At 33.8% G+C, this 22,702-nt stretch carries 13 protein-coding genes and 1 pseudogene; 3 read left to right on the forward strand and 11 right to left on the reverse strand.

Annotation, left to right across the window (positions count from 1 at the left end; translation table 11 throughout):
• Position 1: 1 nt before the first annotated feature.
• The 7 genes from G7A72_RS02965 to corA all read right to left on the reverse strand — a co-directional run bounded on the left by G7A72_RS02965 (position 2) and on the right by corA (position 13,489).
• Positions 2-1,375, reverse strand: coding sequence for a glucoamylase family protein (locus G7A72_RS02965; protein WP_165151365.1), 1,374 nt, complete (start codon positions 1,373-1,375; stop codon positions 2-4).
• An 81-nt stretch (positions 1,376-1,456) separates the two neighbouring features.
• Positions 1,457-2,914, reverse strand: coding sequence for a RagB/SusD family nutrient uptake outer membrane protein (locus tag G7A72_RS02970; protein ID WP_165151366.1), 1,458 nt, complete (start codon positions 2,912-2,914; stop codon positions 1,457-1,459).
• A 4-nt stretch (positions 2,915-2,918) separates the two neighbouring features.
• Positions 2,919-5,915, reverse strand: a complete 2,997-nt coding sequence (locus G7A72_RS02975; RefSeq protein ID WP_165151367.1) for a SusC/RagA family TonB-linked outer membrane protein — start codon at positions 5,913-5,915, stop codon at positions 2,919-2,921.
• A 242-nt stretch (positions 5,916-6,157) separates the two neighbouring features.
• On the reverse strand, positions 6,158-8,902 hold the full coding sequence (locus tag G7A72_RS02980; RefSeq protein ID WP_241258568.1) for a histidine kinase: 2,745 nt from the start codon (positions 8,900-8,902) through the stop codon (positions 6,158-6,160).
• Positions 8,903-8,999: 97 nt separating this feature from the next.
• On the reverse strand, positions 9,000-10,184 hold the full coding sequence (locus G7A72_RS02985) for an acetate/propionate family kinase (protein WP_165151369.1): 1,185 nt from the start codon (positions 10,182-10,184) through the stop codon (positions 9,000-9,002).
• Between the two features lie 86 nt (positions 10,185-10,270).
• Positions 10,271-12,364, reverse strand: coding sequence for a phosphate acetyltransferase (gene pta, locus G7A72_RS02990; protein WP_165151370.1), 2,094 nt, complete (start codon positions 12,362-12,364; stop codon positions 10,271-10,273).
• Positions 12,365-12,418: 54 nt separating this feature from the next.
• On the reverse strand, positions 12,419-13,489 hold the full coding sequence (corA, locus tag G7A72_RS02995; protein ID WP_165151371.1) for a magnesium/cobalt transporter CorA: 1,071 nt from the start codon (positions 13,487-13,489) through the stop codon (positions 12,419-12,421).
• Between the two features lie 342 nt (positions 13,490-13,831).
• On the opposite strand from corA, the gene G7A72_RS03000 reads away from it, so the two are divergent.
• Positions 13,832-16,393 (forward strand): zinc-dependent metalloprotease, encoded by a 2,562-nt coding sequence (locus G7A72_RS03000; protein WP_206531529.1) that lies wholly within the window; start codon positions 13,832-13,834, stop codon positions 16,391-16,393.
• A gap of 361 nt (positions 16,394-16,754) precedes the next feature.
• Here G7A72_RS03000 and G7A72_RS03005 read toward each other — a convergent pair whose 3' ends face one another.
• A complete protein-coding gene (locus tag G7A72_RS03005) occupies positions 16,755-17,480 on the reverse strand; it encodes a bacteriorhodopsin-like (RefSeq protein ID WP_113665572.1) in 726 nt (241 codons plus the stop codon).
• Positions 17,481-17,589: 109 nt separating this feature from the next.
• On the opposite strand from G7A72_RS03005, the gene G7A72_RS03010 reads away from it, so the two are divergent.
• A complete protein-coding gene (locus tag G7A72_RS03010) occupies positions 17,590-18,486 on the forward strand; it encodes a Brp/Blh family beta-carotene 15,15'-dioxygenase (protein ID WP_165151372.1) in 897 nt (298 codons plus the stop codon).
• A gap of 88 nt (positions 18,487-18,574) precedes the next feature.
• Here the strand turns inward: G7A72_RS03010 and G7A72_RS03015 are convergent.
• The 3 genes and pseudogenes from G7A72_RS03015 to dnaK form a co-directional block, all read right to left on the reverse strand.
• A pseudogene (locus G7A72_RS03015) lies at positions 18,575-18,982 on the reverse strand (Hsp70 family protein); the annotation flags it as partial.
• Positions 18,983-19,008: 26 nt separating this feature from the next.
• On the reverse strand, positions 19,009-19,608 hold the full coding sequence (locus G7A72_RS03020; RefSeq protein WP_165151373.1) for a hypothetical protein: 600 nt from the start codon (positions 19,606-19,608) through the stop codon (positions 19,009-19,011).
• Between the two features lie 167 nt (positions 19,609-19,775).
• Positions 19,776-21,662 (reverse strand): molecular chaperone DnaK, encoded by a 1,887-nt coding sequence (gene dnaK, locus G7A72_RS03025; protein ID WP_165151374.1) that lies wholly within the window; start codon positions 21,660-21,662, stop codon positions 19,776-19,778.
• A gap of 446 nt (positions 21,663-22,108) precedes the next feature.
• Between dnaK and G7A72_RS03030 the strand changes: the two genes are divergently transcribed.
• A complete protein-coding gene (locus G7A72_RS03030) occupies positions 22,109-22,636 on the forward strand; it encodes a hypothetical protein (protein WP_165151375.1) in 528 nt (175 codons plus the stop codon).
• Positions 22,637-22,702 lie beyond the last annotated feature (66 nt).

A 22,702-nucleotide genomic window follows, 5' to 3' on the forward strand; every position in this document is an offset into this window, starting at 1 on the left:
TTTAGAACTTATACTTACCCGAATGAAAGCCCAGGTTAATTAAACCTTTTTTTACCTCTGGTGCATTCATGAATAAATTCCATATTAAACCTGTACGATAGTTTTCTAACATCACCATTTCCGGTCCTTGGTCAATAGCTAAATATCGTTTAGTTGTCCATTGATACTGCTGACTGTGTGCATCATAAAAGCCCGCAACTCCCCAAGTATCATTTTTATAATTCTCGTATAAATTTCGAATAAATGCTTTAGATTCATTTGGTGTGTACACAATTGAACTGATGGCAGCTGTAGGCGAAATGACACCTTTATCGTTACTTGGCATGTGCGCATCATACCCAACAGATCCATCTTCATTTCTTGAATACGAAGCTGTCAAACCCCAATAATAAGCTCCATATCCTTTATAACTTTTAGGATTAGCAATTGCATATAAATAGTTAATTTTAGTATGATTGGAATTCAAATCCCAATAATTGGCATATTTATCCGTTAACTGATTTGGGTCTAATCCTAAATAAGAATAATGAGCCCAAAATAATGGACCTCCGAATTCTTCAGCACCATTGTGTTTTAAAATCAATGGCAAATTGTATTTGGTTTTGGTTGAAACTATGCCTCCATTTCTTGCCCATCCTTCATGATAAGCTGCAGGATTTATTGGGTGTGATGGCGAAGATGCTGCCATGACATACGTAATCAAACATTCATTATACCCTTCTAAGGCAAAATTCATATCCCAGTTGTAATTTGGAGACCAATGCCAATATAATTTATTCTGATTGTTTGTGTACCATTGCCAGTCAATCCCTTTCCAAAGTTCATCAAATTTAAGGCTGACAGCCTTTTCATCAGCTGTTCCGTTTTTGAGATATTCCCTAACTACTATAAAACCGGCTGCCAAAAAAGAAGTTTCAACTAAATCACCTCCATTATCTTTTATACCAAAAGGTTTTACTTTACCAGTATTCCCATCAATCCAATGTGACCAAGCTCCATGAAAACGATCTGCTTTGGCAAGGAAATTGGCGATTTTATTCAATCTTTTAGTACCTTCCTCCTTCGTGACATAGCCTCTAGACATACCTGAAACTATTGCCATCAATCCAAAACCGGAACCTCCGGTAGTAACCACATGAGCATCATTTTCAGGATAAAAACCTTCAGGATGGAAGCGTTCCCGTGCCAAACCAGAATTTGGCTCTGCATATTCCCAAAAATAAGCAAAAGTTTGCTTTTGAACGAGATCTATAAGTTCCTCATCTGTTACTTGCGCACCAGGAGTTTTTACTTTAACACTTTCATTTGATTTATCACTAAAGGAACTGCAACCGAGAAAAGTAAAAGCTATAAATAAAACTGATATTTTAATCATCTTTTAATTTTTAACAATTTATGTTATTGGAAATAAATCTCCCTTCTACTCTTTTTTTTGCAGAAGGGAGATTATTATGTTTTAATTATACCCTGGGTTTTGACTTGACAAACCTGCAGCTTGTCTAATAAAAGAATCCGGTATAGGAAACAACTCGTTTTTACCTACAGTAAATGTTTTACCATCAACAGCAAATGCAGCTGCCGCTTGTCCTGTTCTAACTAAATCAAAGAATCTGTCGTGCTCAAAAGCCATTTCTACTCTTCTTTCTTTCCAGATTGCAGTTTTCACATCGCCTTGAGAAACAGCAGTTGTATTTGCTAATCCAGCTCTGTTTCTGATTTGGTTCAACAAAACAATAGCTGCAGGAGTTTGGTTCAATTCGTTTAACGCTTCAGCTTTCATTAAAAGTACTTCAGCATATCTTAAATATTTAATATTTACATCTGTTTCCCAGCCGTCTGTAAATGCAGAAGAATATGCTTTAAAGTTATATCTTTCATTTTCAACAGTAATTGGTACTACTCTACCATCGTATAGGGTCGTTCCTCTAAAAATGATTGTTGCATTTTTTCTTACATCCCCTACTTCATAAGCGTTTACCAAACTTTGAGATGGAGTATTGAATCCCCAACCCCATCCACCAGCACCACGAGCACCTTGAGTGGCTGAATACCCTTGAATTCCTTTTGCAGGAACTGAACCTACGCCATTAATTTCAAAAATAGATTCAGCACCGTTTTCTCCCGCTACTCTAAACATAGCGGCATAATCTGGAACAATGGAATAACCTGTAACCAAATTGCAATTGTCTACCACTTTCTGCCAGTTTTTTTGATATAAATTTACTTTAGCCAATAACGCATGAGCTGCACCTTTTGAAGCTCTTGCTTTTTCATTAGCTGAATAAACTGATTTATTGGGCAATGCTGCAATTGCATCATTCAAATCGCTTTCTATAAAAGTATACACCTCAGCAGCAGTTTTACGTGTCAACAACATTATTTTATCCTCTTCAGATGTCGGATTTGGTAAATGATCTACAATAGGTACACCACCATACGCTTTTACCAATGTAAAATACATAAATGCTCTTAAAAATTTAGCTTCCCCAATTAGCCTCGCTCTTAAATTTGCATCTGCTTTATCTAATTTAGGAATAATATTTAAAGCTTGGTTGCATCTGTTAATTCCATCATAATTGGCATTAAAAGTGCTTTCTACTGAAGGATTTGATGCGTTGTATGTTAATGCATCTAAAACATCTTTATCAGTTCCTGTGTCTCCGGGAGATGAACCCTTATCGGCATCGTCAGAAGTAATGCTTGAGAGTCCAATCCAACCAAAAGAGGTCATATCCCAATCTAAAAATTTGCTGTAAATTGCAGTAACAAAAGTGGTTGCACCAGCGTCATTATTGAATAATTCAATATCTGCTGTAGAAATAGATTCTGTTTGGTTTACATCTAAATAATCATCAGCACATCCCGAAAAAAAGCAAGCTGATAACGCGAACATTGTTATATATATCTTTTTCATAATATTAAAATTTTAAATTAGCACCAATAACGAAAGATTTTAAAGTAGGATAAGCATCCAACTCAATTCCTTGATTACCGTAAGGATTACCGTCTCCATTTAATTCTGGAGAGAAACCTGAGAATTTTTGGGTGATAAATGGGTTTATTGCATTCATATATATCCTGCAATAGCTTAAAAATTGATTTTCCTTCATTGGAACCTTATAACCTAAAGTAATGTTATTGACTCTGAAGAAATCACCTGATTCTAAATAGTATGTAGAAGCAACCGGCACTTGATTGAATGGAGCTGGATTTGTAGCATTTGTATTATTAGCACTCCAGAAGTCTGTAGCTAATGATTGCTCTATATTTTCACCTGTAAAGCGTTGTGCTTTTTTACCATTGTAAACTTTTGCTCCACCTGTACCATATCCGTCAACAGAAAAATCGATGTTTTTATAGTTTAAACCCACTGATACTCCATAATTAGATTTTGGCAATATTGAGCCTACATATTTTTTATCATTAGTTGCAGATAAAGCATCTTGCGTAACTTTTGCACCGCTGGCAGTATAATATAACATTTTACCATTTGCCGGATCTACACCAGCAAATTCATAAATATAAAAACTTCCCAAAGGTTGACCCACAGAGGTGCTATTAAGTAATTTAGTATCCTGACCGTTGCCTAAATTACCTCCAATAATTGGAGAAATTTCAAAGTCTTTCAAACCTGAAAGTTTATTTATATTTTTCGAATAATTTCCTCCAACCCAGTAACTCAAATTGTCTGTTAACTTATCATCCCAACGCAATGCAATTTCATACCCTTTATTGGATACTTCCCCTACATGTCCTGGTGTAGCTACAACAATTCCTGAAGTTGGATAAGGTCGCACATTCAAAATTACGTTTGTTGTATTCTTTTCATAAACATCAAAAGATCCTTTTAACCTCCTATTCAATAATTCAAAATCTAAACCTACTGAAGTTTCTTCAGTAATTTCCCAAGAAAGACTTGGGTCTACTTGAGAATTGATTGTAGTTCCTTCATTTAGTATTGAACCTCCTAAATAACTTGAAAGTCCTGATGCATAAGCTTGATTGTTAAGCGGTACCGTTTGATTTCCTAATCTACCCCAACCTCCTCTTAGTTTCAATAAATCTATTCCTTTTACATTAGCCATAAATTCTTCTTTGGTAACAATCCATCCTAAACCAAAGGCAGGAAAAGTTCCCCAACGATAATCTTTAGCAAAATTAGATGAGCCATCACGTCTGATTGTTCCTGTAATTAAGTATCTATCCATTAACTTATATTGAAAACGACCAAAGTATGAAGCCAATCTAGTTTCATTAAACACTTCATCTCTATAACTGATTACGTTAGCTACATTATCAACACCTGCTAATGACCAATAATTAGAATTTGCATTGACATTCTTTCTTCTTATCATCAATTTTTCTCTTGCTCCTTTAACTGATGTTTCGATACCTGCAGTTAGCTCAACATCATGAATATCATTAAAAACCTTATTGTAGGTTAAATAATTTGATAAGTTCCAATTAAAATATTGCTCTCTTCCTTTAGTCAACTCATTAATATTCGTTGGTAGAGAATTTCCTGGACTTGGATCTCCAGCAATATCAATAGCTCTTGTATCTTCAAAATTATATTGCTTCCAAGAATAATATTCACCGTTAAACTGTGAAGTGAATTTTAATGATTTTACAATATCGTAATCTAATTTTAAACCTCCTTGTAAGCTTATGCTACGTTGTTCTTCATCATAAAAGTCTAATTGAGCAACTGGATTTCCAACATTATTAAAGGAAGAGCCACTCGTACTTGCAACACCATTTGTATCTACAAAGGAAACCCCGTATTGACCTGATGCAAAACGTACCGGAACGATAGGAGATTGTTTGTAAGCATTAGTAAAAGCACCTAATGGTTTTGGGCTTGAATTAGCTGATGTAAAACTAAAGTTTTGATTTATAGTCAATTTTTTAGAAATTTTATATTCGTTGTTATTTCTAAAAGTAAAACGACTGTAATCAAGACCGTTTAAAATTGCTTTTTCTTCATAATTCCCAATACTGAAAAAGTATTTTACACTCTCAGTTGCCCCAGAAATAGATGCATTATTTTGAGTGTATGATCCCGTTCTAGTAATAGCATCTAACCAATTTGTATTTACAGGCTGATTTTCAGAAAATGTTGTATTGTTCAAAGCAGCATTTGAATATCGTGCATAAGCTTCGCTTCCAGCCATTTTTACCGTTCTTAATGGTTTTCTAAAACCGGCAAAACTTTCAAATTCAACTAAAACCTTGTCGCCTTTACCCTTTTTAGTGGTAATAATGATAACACCGTTTGCTGCTCTTGTACCATAAATAGCTAAAGATGATGCATCTTTCAAAATCTCATAAGAGGTAATATCATTTGTATTTATATTATTGATATTATCAGTAGGCATTCCATCTACAACATACAAAGGAGTTCTTCCGCCTAAAGCAGTACCTAAACCTCTAATAATTACCGAAGGAGTGCTTCCTGGTAAGTCTGAAGAAACTACCTGAACTCCTGCTGCTTTACCTTGTATGGCTTGCGAAGCATTCAAAACCTTGGTTTTGGATATTTCTTCCGCTTTTAATGAAGTAATTGCGGTAGTGTTATCAATCTTTTTTCTGGTTCCATAACCAATAACAACCACTTCTTTTAATTCAGTGTCTTTGGATTCTTGTAAATTTATGTTCATCGGTGCTGCAGTTGCAGGTACTGATAAAGCATCAAAACCTACCATGCTAATTTTTAATACTTCGCCAACTTTGGCATTGATACTAAAATTACCTTCAAAATCGGTATCAGTTGAAGTTTTAGAATCAGCCGCGACTATCATGGCTCCTGGAATACCAATTCCACTTTTATCCAGTACTTTTCCCTTAATTACTTGTCCAGACATATATGCCGGAAGTAAAATGAGTGCTAAAAAGCTAAAAATAATATTTCTCATATATTAATGATTTGTTAAAGTTAGTGGAGCCAAAGTAAATAATTACAACGTTATAGTTACTAAAACAGAAATACTACATGAATACATCAAAACAATAAAATAAGATTCTAAATCTCGGTATAACTGCTAAAAATAACGGTTACGAGATACCGCACTACATCTATATGATGTAGTAATGATGTAGTGTTATTTCATAATAAATATGCTTAAATTATAAATTATCTATAAAAAAATAAAGCTATTTATATTGATAATAAAAATTTAGATAAATTCTCATCTTGAACAAGGTTTAGTTTCTTTCTTAATCGATAACGATGTAGTTCTACCCCTCTAAATGATATATTCATCATGGGAGCAATTTCTTTGGAGGAAAGATTCATTTTTAAGTAAATGCAAAGTTTAATATCTTTCGAAGTAAGATTGGGAAATTTTTTGGATAAGGTAATTATAAATTCATTATGAATTTGATTCAAATTTGTTTCAAACGTTTCCCATTCATGTTTGTTAACGGCATTGATTTTTATAGCTTTTTTAATTTCACTTTTCAATTTATTAAAATCCATATCGGAATCCAGAATACTTTGTATGTTTTCAATCATTTCACTTTGTTTCGCAATCGAAAGTGATTTGCCTGCAACCTCAGAAGATTTGGTTTGCAGTTCCAGTTCTAAAATGTGTTTTTCATACTCCTGAATATTCAATTCATTTTCGGCTTTCAATTCCATCTCGAGAATCTTCTTTTGATGTTTTAATTCTTCATCACGCAATTCCAGTTTCTGAATGTATCGCATTTTATTCCATTTGTAATACAAATAGAGTATTCCTCCAATCACAACTAGATAAAATAAAATCATCCAAAAAGATAAATACCATGGTTTAGCCACAATAAATTGGAAGTTGGAAATTTTATCATACGTAAGGCCGTCATGAAGGTAAACGGTAATCTCATTGGAACCACTATTTAAATTGTTCAAAACAATCAAACCTTCATTTACAGGAATAAATTCTTTGGTCCCATTTAATTTATAAAACAAATTAGGTCTTGTTGCGCCAAAAACACCTGATATTACATGTATGCGAAGCTCAGAATTGTACGGAATCTTTGAGTTCTTTTGAACCAAATTATTATTAACAAAAGCTTCTATACTTATGTTTGATGCTTTCTTGTTCGTATATTTTAATTGTAACGAAATAAAGCCATCATCTAGGTTTAACAGATAATTATCTTTGTTTTTGAAAACTTTTACATTGTCGTTAATGATTTTCCCTTTGTAATATTTCTCTTGAATAATATTGCGAATAAATTTATTATCATGTGCATAAATATTGTATAAAAGTCCTTCTTGAAGTATCAGAAAATGGTTTTCATCAATGGAAACTATGTTTGATACGTTTTTAAAATTAGTATTGAACAATTCATTTGCTTCCAATTGATTAGTAATTGAATTATAAGTGTACCAGGATTTATTAATTAAAAAAAGGATTTCATTTCTGAACTCAAATATTTTGACTCCAAAATCATTACTTATTTTACTGTGTTGGGTAACATTTTTGATATCGGTTGTTTCGTATGCATCATTATACAGAATTCGATACAAGCCTCTATTATTATCAGCAGCCCATATTTCATTTTTTCTGTTTTGCGCAACGTATTTAATCGGTTTCAATATTCCTTTTATAACTATCTTTTGATTCAAATCATTAGCATCATTGTAAATAATTACGCCGCTATATGTTGCTTGCAAATACGAATTATTAATATTGCTTTTGGCTAAATTCCAACCTCCGTTTATAGTACTTAATTTAGAGAATAATCCGTTTTCGTAAACAAAAGTACCTTCGTTATGGCCTATTAGGTATTTGTTATTTACTTTACTGATATCCCAGGCTTGTCCTTGCGTATTAGGAATCAACGAAAGGTCCTTGTCTTCGTATTTAAAAACACCATGATTCGAAGCCATTAAATAACCTTTTGAAGTACTCGCAATAGAATAAACGGAACCTAAAATACCTGAATTATCATAAAAAATAGAAATTGGAGAATTTACTTCGATATGAGCAATTCCGTTGTCTAAACCCAACCACAAATCATTTTCTTTGTCCAATTCAATACTCAAAATTGAATTGTTCATTAAAACATTATTTCGATTGATGTTTTTGTACGCACCAGAATTCAAATCAAAAATATAAACTCCTTTATTTGCAGTTCCTATAATTAATTTATTGTTTTTAATGAATTTAGCAACATTGATATTAGCCGCTTTCAAAATATCATTTAATGAACTTTTCCAAGCACTTAATACTCCGTTTTCTTCCACATAAACTCCATTTTTTTTAGTGAAAAAATACGTTTTATTTTGGTGTTTTTCAATAGCGTGGATGACGTTATTCTCTAAAATAGACCATGCCGCTATCTTTTCAAATTTGGAATTATTCATTTTATAAATTCCTTTTTCTACCGAAGCCACTAATAAATCATTGCCAACGGGAAAACAATAGGAAACCAAAAAATCAAATTTACTTTTCTTAATTATCTTTCCATCATACTGAAAAAGACCGTTAAAAGACTGGAAATAAATTTTACCTTTAAATTTAAATATCTTCCAAACCTCCTCATTATCATTTTCATCAAAAACCTTAGTGGTATCAGAAATAGAAACATAAATCATCTTCCCATTTTTTCGATACCAGTAGCCAAATTCCTTATAGGAACCGGAATAAATCCTGTCGCCATCCACCATTATAGAACGAATTATGGTTTTGTTAGGCAGCGAATATTTTTCCCATTTTACACCATCATACCGCAATAAATAATAATTATTGGCAAAATACATCGCATTATCATTGCCCTGCGCTACATTCCATATTTGATTATCTCCTTGATAATCAGATTTATTATAATTTTCCACAAAAGGAAGTAACTCCTGCGAATACAATTGAAATGAAATAAGATAGAGTAGGATTATTGCTGTAATTCTTGCTTTCAAAATGTGGTGTTTAGTATCCAAATATAATTAGATTTATTCAATAAAATTTATAAAAAAAGCCTCTGAATTCAGAAGCTCCTTTGGGTTTTTTATTTTCTTACTTTATCAGTAATTCAAAGACTTGATTGGCAATTTCAATCTCTTCATTAGTGGGAATAACTACTATTTTAGTTTTGGATTCCAAAGTATTGATTTCCCGAATTTCTTTCGAACGCATATCATTTTTAGAATCATCAAGTTCAATTCCAAAATACTCCATATCAGTACAAACTAATTTTCGCATGTAAGAAGAATTTTCTCCAATTCCAGCTGTAAAAATAATCGCATCCAAACCATTTAAGGCAGCTGTATAAGAACCTATATATTTCTTGATTCGATACGCATTCATTGCCAATGCCATTTGACAATCTTTATTTCCTTGTCCGGCTTGAGATTCAATATCTCTTAAATCACTAAAACCTGTTAGTCCAAGCATTCCGCTTTGTTTTTGCAACATCGTGTTGACATCGGCAAGGGAATAACCCAATGAATTGACCATATAAAATATCACTGATTGATCGACATCTCCACTACGAGTTCCCATAATCAAACCATTCATTGGTCCAAAACCGAGTGTAGTATCGATACTTTTCCCATCTTTTATAGCCGCCATGCTGCATCCATTACCTAAATGTATGGTGATAATTTTAGAGCTGTTTTGTAAAAACTTAATCGCATTTTCAGAAACATATTTGTGGCTTGTACCGTGAAAACCGTAAACTCGAATTTTATTTTCGGTCAAAAGATAATTAGGCAAGGCATATTTATAAGCCACAACTGGAATTGTTTGGTGAAATGCAGTGTCAAAAACAGCTACTTGTTTAGCAGTGCCAAAGATTTCTTCCGCTACAATTATTCCTTCAAAATTAGCAGGATTGTGCAATGGTGCCAATTCGAAAAGTTGTTTAATTTTATCTTTTACCTTTTTGTTGATGATGGTGGTATCTGAAAAACCAGCGCCTCCGTGAACCACACGATGACCAACAGCGTCAATTTCGCGTGTGTTTTGAATCACACCTACTCTTTCATCCATCAATAAACGAGCGATTTTTTCTAACCCTATTTTATGATTGGGAATTGGCATCGATTCCTCAATTTTATTTTTTTGAGTTTCATAGCTCAAATTTGAAGTCTCTAATCCTATTCTGTCAATCATCCCAGAGCAAATAACTTCGCAAGAAGGCATGTCAATTAACTGGTATTTTATAGAAGAACTTCCTGAGTTTATTATTACTATTTTCATTTAAGTTTCATTAAAAGATTAAACAATTGAAGTATTAAAAGATTAATTTTAAAATCATTAAATATTTCAATCTTTAAATTAAAAAGCTATAATCCTTGTGCTTGAATCGCCGTAATCACGACTGTATTTATAATATCATCTACGGTACAACCGCGGCTTAAATCATTAACCGGCTTGTTCAATCCTTGTAACATCGGACCAATTGCTAATGCACCCGTTTCTCTTTGAACCGCTTTATAGGTATTATTTCCTGTATTTAAATCTGGAAAAATCAAAACGCTGGCTTGTCCTGCCACTTCTGAATTTGGCATTTTACTTTTACCAACGGCCATATCAACGGCAGCATCGTATTGAATAGGACCTTCGATTTTTAAATCTGGGCGTTTTTTTCTCACTATTTCAGTTGCAGTTCGCACTTTATCCACTTCATCTCCTTTTCCGGAAGAACCCGAAGAATACGAAAGCATAGCGATTTTTGGTTCAATACCAAAAGCTAAACTGGAATCCGCAGATGAAATGGCAATTTCTGCCAGTTGTTCCGCGGTAGGATTTGGATTAATGGCACAATCTCCAAAAACTGAAACTCTGTCCTCTAAACACATGAAAAATATTGAGGAAACCACTGATGAATTGGGTTTTGTTTTAATGAATTGCAACGCCGGTAAAATAGTATGTTGCGTAGTATGTGCAGCGCCAGAAACCATTCCGTCAGCGTGGCCTTTGTAAACCATCATCGTTCCAAAATACGAAACATCTTCCATCAAATCTTTCGCCATTCCTAACGTAACATTTTTCGCTTTTCGCAACTCATAATACGTGTTTACGTAGTCATCATAATGCTCGGATTCAATCGGATTAATGATTTGCACTTTGGAAAAATCAAAAAACAATCCTAATTCCGCAACCTTACTTTCTATTTGTTTCTTGTTGCCAATAATCGAAATATCCACTACATCCATTTCTAATAAACGGGAAGCTGCCATAATAATTCTATCGTCATTCCCTTCCGGCAGGACAATGTGTTTCCTGTGTTGTCTGGCTCTTTTAACCAAATTATACTGAAACATTTTTGGCGTCATTCCATCAGCCTCAAAAGTAATGAGCTTTTCAGCCAAGTTATCTAAGTCGACATATTTTTCGAAAGTAGTAATCGAAATTTCAATCTTCTGCTTGTTATTTGCATAAATTTTAGATTTAATGGATCCTATTTTATTGGTGATGAAATACGTCCCTTCTTCCACGGCAATAATTGGAACAATGGTCGAAAGTCCTTCAATCAATTTCAAAATACTGATCTCCGGCAAAATATTCCCTGTCAAAACAATTCCTGAAATTGTTGGATAATTCACGGATTCATTAGCTTGTAAAGCTCCTAAAATAATATCGGCTCTGTCTCCAGGAGTAATCACCAGGCTATTCTCTTTCAGATGCAACAAATAATTACACAATTGCATGGCGCCAACACTAAAATTTCCGGTTTGGTTGTTCAAGTGTGCCGAGCCAAATAAAACTTTAGCATCCAACTCGTTTACTATTTCCTGTACCGTCGGATTATTCAAATTATGGATTAAAGGAATCGTATTCACCATCACGGTATGAGGCAAACTTTTGCGTAAACCAGTAGTCACTATGTCTATATTTTCATGCTGTACTTTATTAGCTATTACGGCTAATACCTCCACATCCTTCACTTTGAATGAATCGTAAGCAAGATACAAACTGTCCAATAATTCTTCCAGTGTTTTGCCTACTCCGGAACCAACAATAATCGTTGGGATTCCCAGATTTTTGGCAATTAGAACATTCATGTCTAATTCAATCACCGTTCCTTCCCCACTGAAACCAGTTCCTTCCACCAAAACAAAATCAAAACGCTCTTCTAATTTCTTATATTTTTCAATAATCAAATCGAGAACCTCTCCTATTTTTCCTTTGTTCTTCTTTTTAATTAATTTACTTTTTGTAATTGCGTAAGCGTCTTCAAATTGAATATCTAAACCAAAGTGACCAATCACGGTTTCAATGTGGTTATCAAATCCGCCTTCTTCAAAATCTTCAACAATGGGTCTAAAATAACCTACTTTGGCCATTTTGCCAATAAGCATACTCATCAATCCCAACGTAATAATCGACTTTCCACTATTTTGCTCGCTTGTTGCAATGTATATGGCCTTGTTCATCTTTATATTTTTAAATTTAATTCCAAATCAATTGAATGTATTGCTTTTTAATTTCTAAAACCAACGGCGTTTTTTAAAATAAATAATCATTCCAATCACTATTAAAAACATGGCACCAACAACGGTGTGATAGCCATAATGACGCTTGAGTTCCGGCATATATTCAAAATTCATTCCGTAAATCCCAACAATAAAAGTAAGCGGAATAAATATCGCCGATACGATGGTCAGCGTTTTCATAATTTCATTCATCTTATGTGTTTGTGCCGAAAAAAAGAAATTTGAAGCACTTTCTAAAGACCCCATATCAGAATCAATTTGTTCCAAAAGTTCTAAACTTTTTTGATGCAATCGCGAAAAGAAACTAAAACTATCTACTTCCATCGCATTAAATATCGTGTCGTCTTTTATGCTTTTAATGTCGTACAAAGAATCTCGTAATGGAATAATGGAACGTTTTAAGAAATTTAAATTATCGCGGTGTTTCTCTATTTTTTCTAAAATTACGGGATCTACACTTTGCTTCGTAAGATTGATCAATTCCTCTACTTTATCTTCTTCGTTTTCTAAAGTGATGAAGAAATTTTCCATAATTGCATCTAAAAGGATGTACAGCAAATAATCCGCTTTCTTAGTTCTTACAATCCCAGAATGGGTTCTAATGCGTTCTCGAATATGGGTAAAAAAATCACTCCTTTTTTCCTGAAAAGAAATTAAAACGCCGTCTTTCAATAAAAAACTAATTTGTTCTACACTAATATTATCTGAATTTTCCCCTGGCAACAGTGATTTTATATTGAAAAACAAAAAGTCATGAGATTCTTCCAGTTTAGTTCTTCGGGTGGTATTCAAAATATCAGCCAACATAAAATTATCGATTTTAAAATAATCACCAATAGATTTTAACCAATCAACATTATTCAAGCCGTGTATGTTAATCCAATTTGTTTTCTGTTTATCAATATATTTGTCTAAATCTGAAACCTTAAAATCCTCATATTCCGTTAGATTCAAATCATCGTAAACAAACAACTGCAGTTCTGAATCTTTGCTTTTATGAATCCCTGTATATTCTAAATTATAGGGTTGCATTTTCCTCCCTTTCTTGTACTTGATTTTTCTCATCCCAACTGATTTATGAAGTAATATTACGAAAAACTTTTACAAGTAAATCGTTTTTAGGCACTTTTGACATTCCATGAAATTAAAAAATATTACTTTATTTACTCCTTAAAAAAAGCAAAGGTAACACGAAATAGTAATTCCTTTCATGAGAAAAATCATATTGCCCCAATGAGAAATAAATACTCAACGATTGTTAATTATTGTTAATTATTTAAAATTGTATTTCTGGATAATACAATTTTAAAAATATATCAATAGATTTGAAGATTAATGGCAAATAAATAGAAGATTCTCCTATTTATTTGCCAAAAACTAATTATTAACCAATATATGTTGCACTACATGTTTAAAAAAAAACTAACTCTATTTATTGTTTTTCTGTTAATTTTTTCGGCTCCGGAGACGTTTGCTCAAAGTAGAAAGAAAAGAAAAGCAGAGAAAAATGCTATTGCCAAAGTAGATACCAAGGCAAATGATGCTAAGAAAGAACCAAAACCGTACAAAAAAGTAATTGATTCAAGTGCAGTTACGCAAAGAGGATTAATCGACGTCCATAAAATAGATAACAAATACCTTTTTGAAATTCCGGATTCTATTTTAGGAAGTGAAATGATGACCATTACCCGATATTCTAAAACTCCGGCCGGAGGAGGAATTTTTGGTGGAGAGGAAATCAACAGACAAGTGGTGCGTTGGGAAAAAGGGTTGAATAACAATATCTTATTGAGATCTATTACCTACGTTATTATGTCTCCGGATGAAGACAAACCAATGGCTCAAGCAGTCAAAAATTCAACTTCAGATCCAATTATTGGAAATTATGATGTTCTGGCATACAAAAAAGATGATGCTGGAAAAATCACAGGTTATGTACTAGATTTATCCACTACTTTCGATGCTGATGTTCAAACTTTTTCTTTGGATCCAATTAAAAAGCAACTGTTAAACATTCAGACATTTCAAAAAGACAGATCATTTATCTCAAAAGTAAGTAGTTTTCCAATAAATACCGAAATTAGAAGTGTAAAAACATTTACGACAACGCCACCAAAAATCAATACTTCACCTACTCCAAAAATTGGAGTTGATTTGCCTTCGGCTTTAGATGCAGGTGTGATTACAGTAGAAATGAATACTTCTATGATTTTATTGCCAAAAAATCCGATGCGCAAAAGAGAATTTGATGCTCGTGTAGGTTATTTTGCAAACCAATATGATGTATTCGAGGAAGAATCTCAAAAATCTGATACCAAAGTATTTGCGGTAAGATGGCGCTTAGAACCGAAATCTGCTGAAGATGCCCAAAAACAAAAAAAGGGTGAATTGATTGAGCCTTTGAAACCAATTGTATACTACATTGACCCCGCCACTCCGGAAAAATGGAAAAAATTCATCAAACAAGGAATTGACGATTGGCAAATCGCATTTGAAGCAGCAGGTTGGAAAAATGCCATTCGTGGTGAATATTGGCCGGAAAATGATCCAACAATGAGTTTGGAAGATGCGCGTTTTTCTGTTTTAAGATATTTTGCTGCCGAAATTCAAAATGCTTATGGTCCTAATGTTCACGATCCAAGAAGCGGTGAAATTTTAGAAAGCCACATTGGTTGGTATCATAATATCATGAGTCTTTTAAGAAACTGGTATTTGATTCAAACGGCAGCAGTTGATCCAGCGGCAAGATCGAAAAAGTTTGATGACAAATTAATGGGAGAATTAATTCGTTTTGTTGCTTCACATGAAGTTGGACATACGTTAGGATTGCGTCACAATATGGGTGCGAGTTCTGCAACTCCGGTTGAGAAACTGAGAGATAAGGACTACCAAGAGAAAAATGGACATACTTCATCTATCATGGATTATGCACGTTTCAACTATGTTGCGCAACCGGAAGATGGTGTTACGGCTTTGTTTCCAAGAATTGGAGATTATGATAAATGGGCTATCAAATGGGGATATTCTTATTTTGAAGACACTAAAAATGAAGCACAGGAAAAAGCATTGTTGAATGAAATGACTAAGGAAGCATACAAAAACAATCGTTTGTGGTTTGGTTCAGAAACAAGTCCTTATGATCCAAGATATCAAACGGAAGATATTGGTAATAATGCGATGAGAGCTTCTGAATACGGAATTAAAAACCTGAAAAGAATACTTCCTAATTTATTAGAATGGACTAAAGAAGATGGTCAAAGTTATACTGAATTAGACGAGCTTTACGGCGCGCTTACAGGACAATTCCGAAGATACATGGGACACGTAACTAAAAACGTGGGTGGAATTTATGATTCTCCAAAAACCTATGATATGGCTGGGAATCAATTTGAAGTAGTTCCAAAAAGTATTCAAAAAGACGCTGTGGCATTCTTGAATACTCAATTATTCAACACCCCAAAATGGTTATTGGATCAAAATGTCCTTTCGAAAATCAACCCAGAAAACGGTGTTGAAGCAATCAAAGGAATGCAAGATGCAACATTAACTAGCTTGTTAGCCGGTGACAGAATGGTTCGCCTTTTAGAAACCTCAACTGCTAGTAAAGACAATTATTCTGTAGACGAATTAATCAGTGATTTGAATAAAGGAATTTTCTCTGAATTGAAAAGCAATACTTCTATTGATATGTATCGCAGAAACATTCAAAAATTGTATGTAGACAAGATGATTGGTATGTTAAAACCTGGTAATGCAGAAGTAAGATCGGTTCCGGTTGGTGTAACGTACGGTTTCAATACCAGAAGAGTAAATTTAGCACAAACGGATTTACCTTCTATTGCCAGAGGCCAATTGAATTCTCTTAAAAATGATTTAAAAATGTCTTCCGCTAGAATGTCAGACCGAATGAGTAAATACCATGTACTCGATTTGATTTCTAGAATTGGTGAAGCTTTAGATCCTAAATAATAAATTAAAAAGGGAAAATGTTCAAACAACATTTTCCCTTTTTTTTTGCTTTGTAATGAATGTTATTTCATCGTGGATTATGTAAATGTACTAACGCATTTCATGGTTATTATGACGTTTTAAACACACATTAAGAAGTTGCTCTTCGCAGAGAAGCACGATATACAAACCTATCTTGAAGAACACACGATGTAGAGATGAAATGCAGTGTGTCTCTGCATGATAAATAACAATAATAAAATGAAAACATCCAACTTGTTTCAAATAGGTCGGGTGTTCTATTTCATTTAATGATACAAAAAAAACCGGTCTATCGCTAGCCCGGTTTTCTAATCAAATATTAAAAAAAATAAAAATGGAATTAATCTTTTTGAGATTTAACAGCAAGAGTGTAGATTACTAATCCAAACCCAATTTTATTGATAGCATCAGCGATGTTGTAAACTGCATCAACGCTTCCTTTACCTAAAAGACCTGTATACCATCCATCAGTTCCTAACATGTAACCTAATGGATAGATTGCCCATCCTACAAGTACGAACCAACATAAAATTTTGTGTGCTTTTTGAATTTCTCCACCAGCTGCAGCAGCTAATTTCGCGGCTTCACCTAACCAAATTTCATACACAATTGCAAAGTAAGCTACTCCGGAAATGAATCCCCATAAAGCCGCATTTTCTGGTGCGATAACTTCACCAATGTAACCTGTTACTAACATGATTACTGAGTAAATAATCATTTTCCATAATAAAGACTGTTTTGCTCCAGCTACCTTTAGTATTAGGTAAAATTCTAAACACATTAACGGCACCGTTAGCACCCAGTCAACGTAACGAAAGAAAGTTGGTGACTCCCCAAATGAAGCCCAATAATCTCTCATGTAGAAATAATGCACCGCAGCGATAAAGGTTATCAAACCAGAAACCAACACTGACGTACGCCACTTTTTATCAAACTGGCTTAAGGATAAAAAGAAAAATGCTGAAGCGGCCATCATAGCCATACAGCCTACAAAAAAAGTAAACCCTACGTAATCAGTCGGCAACATTTTCCCAACTAGTCCTGAAATAAACATAAAATTTGTCATAAATAATTATTTTAATGATTTTGTTGAGTCAAATCTACAAAATGTTAAACAAACAAAAGTGTTTTTTGTTTAATATTTTTTAACTAATTTTAAACATTAATTAAATTTCATGAAAAATTATTCAAATATTGCAATTGTAGCAAGCTTTTTCGGGTTATGGATGGATTCTTTTCTTTCGACTGAACTTCAGATAGTATCCGGTTTCTTCTTGATTTTTACTTTTGGGATTTTGCATGGTGCAAATGATCTACTTTTAATAAAAAATATAAATTCTGTAAAACAGTCCAATTCAGGACTCAAAATACTAGGGTATTATGTAGTGGTGGTTCTAACAGGCATACTATTGTTTTATACAATTCCGCAAATTGCATTGTTACTGTTCATTATTGTAAGTGCCTATCATTTTGGAGAACAACAATGGCAAAATCTACAACGTGACTTTCCCAAATGGCTGGTAATAATATTCCAATTTATATATGGATTAGTTATTCTTCTTTTACTGTTTAATTTTCACTCGATTGAAGTGCAAAATATCATTTTAAACATTGCAAATATCAGCATTTCTGACAGTTACTTTACCATTATACTGCAGGTTTCAGGAATTATTTTTATTAGCTTAAGCGCATATTTGTATTGGAAATCAGAAAATATCAGAAAAAAACTAATTTTAGAATTCTTTTATTTGGTTCTATTTGCAATCCTATTTAAGTCTTCCAGTCTGATTTGGGGATTTGCCATTTATTTTGTTTTATGGCACAGCATTCCTTCCATAATTGACCAAATTAAATTTTTGAATGGTTCCTTTTCAATAAAATATTTTTTTGCCTATTGTAAAGCGGCAGGGATTTATTGGTTACTATCTATAGTAGGAATTACACTGATCTATTATATATGTAAAGAGGAACAATTGTTTAATGCTTTGTTTTTCTCCTTTTTGGCCGCCATAACCTTTCCACATGCGGTAGTAATTACAAACATGTTTGGCACAAAACAGACTAAAAAATAGAAACGCATAAAAAAACCGTTCACCAACGGTGAACGGTTTTCTAAATCAACAATAAAGACGGACAACAGTCCGTCTCTACGGGGAATTATTATTTTACATCTTCGAATTCAACGTCTTCAACATTGTCTCCTTGAGCAGCATCCCCATGAGGTTGCGCTTCACCTTGACCTTATTCTCTTTGAGCATACATCGCTTCAGTTGCTTTTTTCCAAGCAGCGTTGATGTTATCAAGAGCCATTTGAATTGCAGGAATGTCTAGAGATTGAGCCATTCTCAATTCAATCAATGCATATGCTACAGCGACTTTATTTTCATCAGATAATTTAGACCCTAATTCTTTCAACTGAGTTTCAGTTTTGAAAATCATTCCGTCAGCTTCGTTCAATTTTTCTGTTCTTTCTCTTAAAAGTTTGTCAGAATCAGCATTAGCTTCTGCCTCTTTTTTCATTCTTACGATTTCTTCAGCTGCTAAACCCGACTCATTGCTGAAACGAATCAGGCTAAATTTTAAAACTAAACTTATTATTTTTTCTTAGATGGTCCGGCAGAAGCGAATACAAACTTTTTATCTGCAGGAACGTAAATCATTTTATTTTCCTTTCCTTTATTTTTCAATACCACATCTCCTGCTTTATTTACAATACATTCAAAACCTTCATTTCGAATTCGGTCTATTGTTTCAGAAACCGTTTGCTTATCATCCAAAAAATGTATTTCAGTTATTTTTGTAGTTGTTTGTTCATTCGTCAGCACTTTTGTTTTAGAAACTATGTCACAAATTACAGAAATGGTAGTCACTGCAGCCTCTGTTTTTAATTTGCTTTGCGCAGTCTTTTTTTCCTGCCAAGTTATTTTATGCAAAGGAGTTCCTTTGGTCGTAAAGGGTTCAATTTTACATTCTAATGGCAACTTATCTACCTCAAAACTTTTCAATAAAATCGTGTCTTTTTTGGCTCCTTTATTCGTGATAAACAAATAAAATTTATTCTTAATCATTTCCGCAGAAACATTCTCTGATTTTGCAAGAATGGATGAAGCTGTTGATTTTTTGGCTTTATTGGTCTGACTGAAAAGAGCCGTACAACAAAATGCCATAACAAGAAGTAAAATTGTTTTTTTCATAATTGCTTTCGATTTCAAAGGGGTTGAAAAGTACAATAATATTTGATACAAAATAGGCGCATCCCTATTTAAACAAAAATAAATTCCACAAAAAAAACCGTTCACCAATGGCGAACGGTTTTCTAAATCAATCGTAAAAATGCACCGCAGTGCATCTCTACAGATAATTATTTTACTTCTTCGAATTCAACGTCTTCAACATTGTCTCCTTGAGCAGCATCCCCTTGAGGTTGTGCTTCACCTTGACCTTGTTCTCCTTGAGCGTACATTGCTTCGGTAGCTGTTTTCCAAGCTGCGTTGATGTTGTCAAGAGCCGTTTGAATTGCAGGAACATCTTGAGATTGGTGAGCCATTCTCAATTCAGTTAATGCGTATTCTACAGCAACTTTATGATCATCAGCTAATTTAGCTCCAAGTTCTTTCAATTGAGTTTCAGTTTGGAAAATCATTGAGTCAGCCTCATTAATTTTCTCCGCTTTAGCTCTTAAAACTTTGTCAGACTCAGCGTTAGCTTCAGCATCTTGTTTCATTCTTTCGATTTCTTCAGAAGTTAATCCAGAAGAAGCTTCGATACGGATATCGTGAGATTTTCCAGTTCCTTTGTCAGTTGCAGAAACTTTGATGATACCATTAGCATCAATATCAAAAGTTACTTCAATTTGAGGAACTCCTCTTGGTGCTGGTGGAATACCATCTAAGTTGAAACGACCAATAGTTTTGTTATCAGCAGCCATTGCTCTAGCTCCTTGAAGAACGTGTAGTTCAACAGTTGGTTGAGAATCAGCAGCAGTTGAGAAAACTTGAGATTTTTTAGTTGGAATAGTTGTGTTAGACTCAATTAAAGTAGTCATAACTCCACCCATAGTTTCGATCCCTAAAGATAAAGGTGTAACGTCTAATAACAATACATCTTTTACATCTCCAGAAAGAACTCCACCTTGAATAGCTGCTCCAATAGCAACAACCTCATCAGGGTTAACTCCTTTAGACGCTTTTTTACCAAAGAATTTTTCTACTTCATCAGCAATTCTTGGCATACGAGTAGAACCTCCCACAAGGATAACTTCGTCAATATCAGAAACAGATAAACCTGCATCTTTCAAGGCTCTAGCAACTGGTGCCATAGAACGTTTAACTAAAGAATCAGTTAATTTTTCAAATTGAGCTCTAGATAATTTTTTCACTAAGTGTTTTGGTCCTGAAGCAGTAGCCGTAACGTATGGCAAGTTGATTTCAGTTTCTGCAGAAGAAGACAATTCAATTTTTGCTTTCTCAGCAGCTTCTTTCAAACGTTGCAATGACATTGGATCAAGACGTAAGTCAATACCTTCTTCAGCTAAGAAATCAGCAGCTAACCAGTCAATAATTTCGTGGTCAAAATCATCTCCACCTAAGTGAGTATCTCCATTAGTTGACAATACTTCAAAAACTCCGTCTCCTAATTCAAGAACAGAAATATCAAATGTACCTCCACCTAAATCGTAAACAGCAATTTTTTGATCAGTTCCTTTTTTATCCAATCCGTAAGCTAGTGCAGCAGCAGTAGGCTCATTGATGATACGCATAACTTTAAGACCTGCAATTTCACCAGCTTCTTTAGTCGCTTGACGTTGTGCATCATTAAAGTAAGCAGGAACTGTAATAACTGCTTCAGTAACTGTTTGACCTAAATAGTCTTCAGCAGTTTTTTTCATTTTTTGAAGTGTCATTGCTGACAATTCTTGAGCAGAGTATAAACGACCATCAATATCCACACGTGGTGTATTGTTGTCCCCTTTTACAATTTTGTATGAAACTCTTTTTGCTTCAGCCGAAACTTCACCAAAACCTTGTCCCATAAAACGTTTGATAGAAGCAATAGTCTTAGTTGGATTAGTTACCGCTTGTCTTTTCGCAGGATCTCCTACTTTAATTTCGCCACCTTCAACAAAAGCGATGATAGATGGTGTTGTTCTTTTTCCTTCTGCATTAGGAATAACAACTGCTTCATTACCTTCCATTACAGAAACACAAGAGTTGGTCGTACCTAAATCAATTCCGATTATTTTACCCATTTTTAATATATTTAATTTTATTGTATACTTGTTTTAATGACTCGAAGTGCATAAGTCAATCTTTGTGCCAATACAAAACCCACTAATAAAATGTCAGTTTATATTAAAATTGGCGGAAAAAAATCTGACAAGATGACATTTCAGTAGGTTTGTCATTCTGGCGGAAGTCGGAATCTGGAGCTCTCTCCCGCTCTCCGCTGTATCTTTATGTTCTTAAAGAAAGAACATAAAGGATGCCGCTGCTATCGGGGCTAGATAATCTGATTCCTAAGTTTATTTATTTCTATTCGATTACTTTACCAATTTCAATACCAGTAATTCGTAATAAATGAACTACATTAGCAGAACTATAAAATGCTATTTGTAGCGCTAAGCAACCTGATTTTGGGTGGATAAGCGCTAGTTTGTAGCGGGTATATGCTAGTTGGCGTTAATAAACAAAAAAAATGACGGAAAAAGAACGATTATCTGAATTAAGGGAAAAAACAGTGCTCACAGATACTGAAATGAATGAGTTAATGCAACTAGGTCCCATCGGGGAATTTAAAAGTGGTCCAAATTTATTTACACTTGGGATTAAAAACATAGATATTTTCATTGAGAACCTAAATGAAGGTGCAATTATTTCTCAGCAAGCATTCGAACAAGGCTTTTATATTGAAACTATTTCACTTAGATTACAACATATTGAACTCTATTTGCGAATGTATGTGGTCATTAAAAATAAAAAAGGAAAAGTTATAGACGCTGAGACAGACAAAAGAATGTTTGGAAATTATATAAACGAATGCGAAATACTAGGCTTCGATAAAAATTTAATTGCGGAAATAAAGTATTTTAATGATTATAGAATTAAAGCAATTCACAAATATTTACTTGGAGAAATTCGACATATTGACTTAAAAGAAGTTTGTTTACAAACCAAAGGTCTAGATGCCAAAATCAGAGAATATGTTTTTAAAGAATTCGCTTAGAAATATTTACTACCGCTAACACACGCTACAAGCAAATACGGAAAAATCAATATCATAAAAACTATT

Source organism: Flavobacterium sp. Sr18, assembly GCF_011064265.1.
Taxonomy (GTDB): domain Bacteria; phylum Bacteroidota; class Bacteroidia; order Flavobacteriales; family Flavobacteriaceae; genus Flavobacterium; species Flavobacterium petrolei.

Bases quoted from the DNA above. Each gene is read 5' to 3' on its own strand.
- G7A72_RS03030 (WP_165151375.1), top strand. From the start codon at position 22,109: ATGACGGAAAAAGAACGATTATCTGAATTAAGGGAAAAAACAGTGCTC.
- G7A72_RS02965 (WP_165151365.1), bottom strand. From the start codon at position 1,375: ATGATTAAAATATCAGTTTTATTTATAGCTTTTACTTTTCTCGGTTGC.
- G7A72_RS03010 (WP_165151372.1), top strand. From the start codon at position 17,590: ATGAAAAATTATTCAAATATTGCAATTGTAGCAAGCTTTTTCGGGTTA.
- G7A72_RS02985 (WP_165151369.1), bottom strand. From the start codon at position 10,184: ATGAAAATAGTAATAATAAACTCAGGAAGTTCTTCTATAAAATACCAG.
- G7A72_RS02975 (WP_165151367.1), bottom strand. From the start codon at position 5,915: ATGAGAAATATTATTTTTAGCTTTTTAGCACTCATTTTACTTCCGGCA.
- G7A72_RS03000 (WP_206531529.1), top strand. From the start codon at position 13,832: ATGTTTAAAAAAAAACTAACTCTATTTATTGTTTTTCTGTTAATTTTT.
- G7A72_RS03020 (WP_165151373.1), bottom strand. From the start codon at position 19,608: ATGAAAAAAACAATTTTACTTCTTGTTATGGCATTTTGTTGTACGGCT.
- corA (WP_165151371.1), bottom strand. From the start codon at position 13,489: ATGAGAAAAATCAAGTACAAGAAAGGGAGGAAAATGCAACCCTATAAT.
- pta (WP_165151370.1), bottom strand. From the start codon at position 12,364: ATGAACAAGGCCATATACATTGCAACAAGCGAGCAAAATAGTGGAAAG.
- dnaK (WP_165151374.1), bottom strand. From the start codon at position 21,662: ATGGGTAAAATAATCGGAATTGATTTAGGTACGACCAACTCTTGTGTT.
- G7A72_RS02970 (WP_165151366.1), bottom strand. From the start codon at position 2,914: ATGAAAAAGATATATATAACAATGTTCGCGTTATCAGCTTGCTTTTTT.
- G7A72_RS03005 (WP_113665572.1), bottom strand. From the start codon at position 17,480: ATGACAAATTTTATGTTTATTTCAGGACTAGTTGGGAAAATGTTGCCG.